7 protein-coding genes are annotated in these 6,367 nt (G+C 64.8%); 6 read left to right on the forward strand and 1 reads right to left on the reverse strand.

Translation table 11 applies throughout. The annotated features are described in order from the left end of the window. The 5 genes from ACNPP0_RS07885 to ACNPP0_RS07905 form a co-directional block, all read left to right on the forward strand. Positions 1 to 1,078: ABC transporter ATP-binding protein (locus tag ACNPP0_RS07885; protein ID WP_448705551.1), on the forward strand; the 1,078-nt coding region annotated here is incomplete at its 5' end. Continuing rightward, on the forward strand, positions 1,075 to 1,995 hold the full coding sequence (locus ACNPP0_RS07890) for an ABC transporter permease subunit (RefSeq protein WP_332613473.1): 921 nt from the start codon (positions 1,075 to 1,077) through the stop codon (positions 1,993 to 1,995). The genes ACNPP0_RS07885 and ACNPP0_RS07890, both read left to right, overlap by 4 nt. Beyond that, complete coding sequence (locus ACNPP0_RS07895) at positions 1,992 to 2,801, forward strand: ABC transporter permease subunit (RefSeq protein WP_332613474.1); 810 nt, start codon at positions 1,992 to 1,994, stop codon at positions 2,799 to 2,801. Before ACNPP0_RS07890 ends, ACNPP0_RS07895 begins: the two co-directional genes overlap by 4 nt. Then, positions 2,798 to 3,154 (forward strand): Spx/MgsR family RNA polymerase-binding regulatory protein, encoded by a 357-nt coding sequence (locus tag ACNPP0_RS07900; protein ID WP_332613475.1) that lies wholly within the window; start codon positions 2,798 to 2,800, stop codon positions 3,152 to 3,154. The genes ACNPP0_RS07895 and ACNPP0_RS07900 overlap by 4 nt, the downstream gene beginning before the upstream one ends. Before the next feature lie 16 nt (positions 3,155 to 3,170). After that, positions 3,171 to 3,926, forward strand: a complete 756-nt coding sequence (locus ACNPP0_RS07905) for a DNA-3-methyladenine glycosylase (RefSeq protein ID WP_448705552.1) — start codon at positions 3,171 to 3,173, stop codon at positions 3,924 to 3,926. Here ACNPP0_RS07905 and ACNPP0_RS07910 read toward each other — a convergent pair. Then, entirely contained in the window at positions 3,923 to 4,651 is a 729-nt protein-coding gene (locus ACNPP0_RS07910; RefSeq protein WP_332613477.1) for a PhoP regulatory network YrbL family protein, read from the reverse strand. The genes ACNPP0_RS07905 and ACNPP0_RS07910 overlap by 4 nt on opposite strands. 143 nt (positions 4,652 to 4,794) lie before the next feature. Between ACNPP0_RS07910 and ACNPP0_RS07915 the strand changes: the two genes are divergently transcribed. After that, on the forward strand, positions 4,795 to 6,243 hold the full coding sequence (locus ACNPP0_RS07915; RefSeq protein WP_448705553.1) for a DNA recombination protein RmuC: 1,449 nt from the start codon (positions 4,795 to 4,797) through the stop codon (positions 6,241 to 6,243). Positions 6,244 to 6,367 lie beyond the last annotated feature (124 nt).

Here is a 6,367-nt window from a genome sequence, read left to right on the forward strand (position 1 = left end):
CGTCCGGGTGTCCGATGTGGTCAAGATTTTTGGCGATGTGGTCGCCGTGCGTTCCGTCAACCTGTCCGTCAAGCGCAACGAGATCTTCGCGCTGCTGGGAAGCTCCGGCAGCGGCAAGTCCACCTTGCTGCGCATGCTGGCCGGTTTCGAGGACGCCACCTCGGGTCAGATCCTGCTGGACGGCGAGGACATCACCAGCGTGCCGCCGTACCGCCGGCCCGTGAACATGATGTTCCAGTCGTACGCGCTGTTCCCGCACATGACGGTCGAGGCCAACGTGGCCTTCGGCTTGAAGCAGGAAGGCGTGGACCGCGCCGAAATCCACGACCGCGTCTTCGAAGCGCTGGACCTGGTCCAGATGGCCGGCTATTCGCGCCGCAAGCCGCACCAGTTGTCGGGCGGCCAGCAGCAGCGCGTGGCGCTGGCGCGCAGCCTGGTCAAGCGCCCCAAGCTGTTGCTGCTGGACGAACCGATGTCTGCGCTGGACAAGCAGATCCGCCAGAAGACGCAGATCGAACTGGTGAAGATCCTTGAACAGGTGGGCGTGACCTGCATCATGGTTACGCACGACCAGGAAGAAGCCATGACCATGGCCCACCGCCTGGCCGTCATGACCGAAGGCCAGATCGTCCAGTGCGGCACGCCGCAGGACGTCTACGCCTTTCCGAATTCGCGTTTCGTGGCCAGCTTCATCGGTTCGACCAATATGTTCACCGGCACCATCGTGGTGGACGAACCCGACCACGTCGCCATCGAATGCGCGGAACTGACGCGGCCCCTGTTCGTGAACCACGGCGTCAGCGAACCGCTGGGCATGGAAGTGCACGTGTCCATCCGGCCCGAGCGCCTGCTGGTGTCGCGCGACCAACCCGAAGGCGAATACAACTGGGCCCACGGCATGGTCAGCCACATGGCCTGGATGGGCAGCTATGCCCTGTATCAGATCCGTCTGGATTCGGGCAAGACGGTTGAGGCCAGCGTCCCCAGCTTGCTGCTGGCCCAAATGGACGCGCCGGGCATCGACGAAGAAATCTTCGTCAGCTGGGGCGCCGACAGCGCGACGGTGCTGGCGTCATGATTCGTTTTTCGCCCCGCGACTGGTTGCCGTCGGGCCGGGCGCTGGCGGTGGTGCCGCCGTTTGCCTGGCTGGTGCTGTTCCTGCTGCTGCCCTTCCTGCTGGTATTGAAGATCAGCTTTGCCGAAGTCAAATTCGGCATTCCGCCGTATACGTCGCTGGCCGAATTTCAGGACGAGGCCGTGCAGTTCAGCCTGCACCTGCGCGGCTACATCCTGTTGTTCACCGACAGCCTGTATTTCAAGACCTACCTCAGCTCGGTGAAGATCGCCGGCATCACCACGCTGATCTGCGTGCTGATCGGCTACCCCATCGCCTACTACATCGCGCGCTCTTCGCCGCGGGTGCGCAACCTGCTGCTGCTGGGCGTGATTCTGCCGTTCTGGACGTCGCTGCTGCTGCGCGTGTATGCGTGGGTCGGCATCCTGCGCAACGACGGGCTCTTGAACAACCTGCTGCAAAGCCTGGGCATTATTTCCAGCCCGCTGGAAATCTATCGCACCGACGTGGCGGTGTATATCGGCATGGTCTACGCGTATCTGCCGTTCTTCATCCTGCCGCTGTACGCCACGCTGGTGAAAATGGACTTGCGCCTGCTGGAAGCCGCCTACGACCTGGGCGCCAAGCCGTGGCAGGCGTTCTGGCAAATCACCGTGCCGCTGTCGCGTCAGGGTGTCATCGCGGGCGCCATGCTGGTGTTCATCCCGGCGGTGGGGGAATACGTCATTCCTGAAATGCTGGGTGGCGCGAATACGCTGATGATGGGCCGCGTCATGTGGAACGAATTCTTCAATAACGCCGATTGGCCGATGGCGTCCGCCGTCACCTGCGTGATGGTGCTGCTCTTGCTCGTGCCGCTTGTCGTCTTCCAGTACAACCAGGTCAAGCAGCAGGAACAAGCCAACGGAGGCCGCAAATGAAGGGCCCCAACAAGACATTGCGCGCCGTGGTGCTGGGGCTGGGATATTTCTTCCTGTATGTGCCCATCATCAGCCTGATGGTGTTCTCGTTCAACGAGTCGCCCACCGTGACGTCGTGGGCGGGCTTTTCCTTGCGCTGGTATCACGCGCTGGCCAACGACGATGCGCTGCTGCGCGCGGCGTGGCTGTCGTTTCGCATCGCCGCGATGACGGCCACCGCCGCCGTCATCATCGGCACGTGGGCGGGGTACGTGCTGGGTCGCATGGGGCGGTTTCGCGGGTTTGCGCTGTACGTGGGCATGTTGAGCGCGCCACTGGTCATACCCGAAGTCGTGCTGGGCATTTCGCTGCTGTTGATGTTCGTGGAACTGCGCGGCAGCCTGGGTTGGCCGTCGGAAAACGGGGTGTTCACGATCTGGGTCGGGCACGTGACGCTGTGCATGGCGTTCGTGGCCGTGGTCATTCAGACCCGTATCCGCGATCTGGACCGCTCGCTGGAAGAGGCCGCGCTGGATCTTGGCGCCACCCCCATCACCGTGTTTTTCAAGATTACGTTGCCGCTAATCGCACCGGCGCTGGCTTCGGCCTGGCTGCTGTCTTTCACGCTGTCGCTGGATGATGTCGTGCTGGCCTCGTTCCTGTCCGGCCCCAGCTCCAGCACGCTGCCGATGGAAGTGTTTTCGCGGGTGCGGCTGGGGCTCAAGCCCGAGATCAACGCGCTGGCCACCTTGTTCATTCTGGCCGTGGGCACGTGCGTGATCCTGGCCAACCGCCTGCAATGGCGCAAGGAGTCTGAATCCAAATGAAGCAAACCACCCTGTATGGCTTGACCAAGTGCAGCACCTGCGTCAAGGCGCGCGACTGGCTGTCCGAACATGGCGTTGACCACGCCTTTGTGGATTACCGGGACGAACCGGTTGATGCGGCCACGCTGAAATCGTGGTCCGAGCAGGTCGGCGGCTGGGAAAAGCTGGTCAACCGCTCGTCCATGACGTGGCGCAACCTGCCGGAAGACCGCAAGTCGGCCCATACCGACAAGCAATGGAGCGACCTGATTGCCGAATACCCGGCGTTGGTGCGCCGCCCCGTCACCGTGACGCCCGACGGCGAAGTCACCGTGGGCTTCAGCGAGAAGCGCTACGGCGAACGCTTCGCCTGACGCCACGCGGGTTGCGATGACGGCTGCAAAGTCCGCTTCCGCCAATCAGGCATCGCGCGGCGCCGGCGAGGCGCTGCCCGATGCTTTTTTTGACCGCGATGCCTGCACCCTGGCTCGCGACCTGCTGGGCAAGGTCATCCGACACCGGGTGGACGGGATGTGGCTGTCGGTGCGCATCATCGAAACCGAGGCGTACTACCTGGAAGAGAAGGGCAGCCACGCGTCACTGGGCTACACCCACAAACGCCGCGCGCTGTTCATGGACGGCGGCGTCATCTACATGTATTACGCGCGGGGCGGCGATTCGCTGAACTTCAGCGCTGCCGGTCCCGGCAACGCCGTGCTGATCAAGTCCGCTTACCCCTGGACGGACGCACTATCCGGCCCGGATGCGCTGGCCCGGATGCAGGCGCTGAATCCCGATGCGCAAGGCTTGCCGCGCCCGCCATCGCGCTTGTGCGCGGGGCAGACCCTGCTGTGCCGGTCGTTGGGGCTGAAGGTGCCGCAGTGGGATGCGCGCCGTTTCGATCCTGATGCGCTGTACGTGCAGGATGTGGGCGATTCGCCCGACGCGCTGATCTGCACCACGCGCCTGGGCATTCCGCCCGGGCGCGACGAGCATCTGCATTACCGTTTCGTAGACCCGGCGTACGCCGCGTTCTGCACGCGCAATCCGCTGCGGCGCGGCCAGCGCGCGGGCCATGACTATGTGTGGGTGGACCGCCAGGGCGTCGTGCTGCCCGAAGCGCCGGGATTGCCCGGAGCGCGCTAGGCGCTTGGCGTGCCCGAGGCCGCCCGGGCTTTGTTCGCGGCGTCGATGCGCGCCTGCAAGGACTTGCGCATTCTTCCGTACTTGCGGGCGATGCGCTTGCGGTTAAGGCTTTTGCTCCACGCGTACACCGGCACCAGCGGCAACACGCCGAAGCCGTCCACCAGATACATGCCCGGTTTGCCATCGGCGTTCAGGCCACAGGCGATATTGCTGGCCGATATGTCGTGCAGCACGACGTGCGCGTCCGCCAGGTCGTCGAAGAATTCGTCCAGTTGTTCGAAGAACTTGGCGTCCACGCGGCCTTGCTTGGCCAGGTCCGCCACGGTGGGGGCCATGTTGCCCTCGGCGTCCGTGATCTTCTCGACGACCAGCCCAAGGCCCAGGGAGGTCTGCGCCACGCCCAGGATGCGCGCCATCGGCACCTGCCACACGCCCGATGGGCGCGTGGTGGTGGTGACGTATTCGGCGATCTCGTTCAGGTAGACGCGGTAGGCGCTTTCCCGCTGGTACTGCTTGTACCAACGCTTGAACGGCCGCGCTTCCAGGTAGACCGCGCGGGCCTGCATATCCATGACCTTGACCAGCAAGGCGGGAACGTTCGGGTGCTGGAAAATGTGACGATCGCCGCCGGTGATCAGCGGCTTTTGCGTATTCAGGTCCAGGGGGCCGAATACCGATTGAAAGCTTGAGCCGGACTGGGCGGAGAAGGGGTTGGCGGAATTCAAATTGGCTCGAACGCTGTGTTCAGGGTTCGGGAAGTTTAATCCCGTTGGGGCGGCGGCGTCGGGCGGCATGCGACATCGCTTGTCGTTTGGTTACAACGCGACGATGATGCGGCCTACAATTTGCGCCTTTGGAGATGCCTGTTTTGAATGACATTCTGCTTTGGGTCGCCGCGGGCGGCGCGGTGCTGGCTTGTGTGGCGGCCGTGTTGGCGTGGCTGCGGCCGTCGGCCGACCATGCGCGCCTGGATGCGCTGCTGGAGGGCCTGGAACGAACCGAGCGCGCGTTGCGCGCGGATATCGCGGAGGGCCAGCGCGGCCTGCGCAGCGAGTTTTCGGATTCGACCCGCGCGTTGCGGGTGGAACTGGGGCAGCAGCAGGGCGAACTGCGCGCCGGTCTGGCGCGCGACGCGCAAGCCGCGCGGGCCGAATCGGCCGAGTCGCTGGCCCGTTTCGCGGCCGGCTTCGGCGAGCAGTTGCAAGGGCTGATCCAGATCAACGAGCGCCGCCTGATGGAAGTGCGCGCCACCGTCGACCAGCGCCTGCAATCCCTGCAAACCGACAACAGCGCCAAGCTGGACGAGATGCGTCGCACCGTGGACGAAAAGCTGCACGCCACGCTGGAGCAGCGCCTGGGCGAATCGTTCAAGCTCGTGTCCGACCGCCTGGAAGCCGTGCACAAGGGGCTGGGCGAAATGCAGGCTTTGGCCGCGGGCGTGGGCGATCTGAAACGCGTGCTGACCAACGTGAAGTCGCGCGGCACCTGGGGCGAAGTGCAGTTGGCGCGGTTGATCGAAGACAACATGACGCCTGACCAATACGCCAGCAACATCAAGCCGGTACCGGGCAGCGATGCGGTGGTGGAATTCGCCATCCGCCTGCCGGGTCGCGGTGACGGCGGCACGCCCGTCTGGTTGCCGATCGACGCCAAATTCCCCAAGGAAGAATACGAACGCCTGATGGATGCGCAGGACGCGGCCGACGCGGAAGGCGTGAAGGCCGCGGGGGCCGCGTTGGGCCGCGCCGTCGAACTGCAAGCGCGACTGATCGCCGGTAAATACGTGTCGCCGCCGCACACGACCGACTTCGCCATCATGTTCCTGCCCACGGAAAGCCTGTACGCCGAGGTGCTGCGCCGCCCCGGCTTGCTGGACAAACTGCACGACCTGCGCATCAACGTGGCCGGTCCCAGCAACCTGGCCGCGCTTTTGAACAGCTTGCAGATGGGCTTTCGGACCTTGGCGATCGAGCAGCGGTCGTCCGAGGTGTGGCAGGTGCTGCGCGCCGTCAAAACGGAATTCGGCAAGTTCGGCGACGCGCTGGCCAGCGTGAAGAAGACGCTGGACACGGCCAGCAACAAGATCGGCCAGACCGAAGTACGCACCCGCGCCATGCTGAAAAACCTGCGGAACGTCGAAGCGTTGCCTGAAGCAGATGCGTTGCGCTTGTTGGCGGAAGGCGCGGACGTGGCCGACAACCGGGAAGGCGGCGACGGCGCAGACTTCGACGGCGGCGACGGCACGGGGGATGCCGCTCAACGGCCATCTTCCGGGGCGGCGTCGGGGGCGGCGTCGGGGGCAACTCCCGAGGCGTAGCGGGCGGCGCCTCCACCGGCTCCTCGGGCACATCTTCGGGCACATCGTCCGGCGCATCGTCCGGCGCGTTTTCGGGCGCCTCTTCCGGCGCCCGCCAGCCGCAGCCGGCGGACATGGCGCCGGC

The sequence above is a fragment of the Achromobacter semiaridum genome, assembly GCF_053543755.1.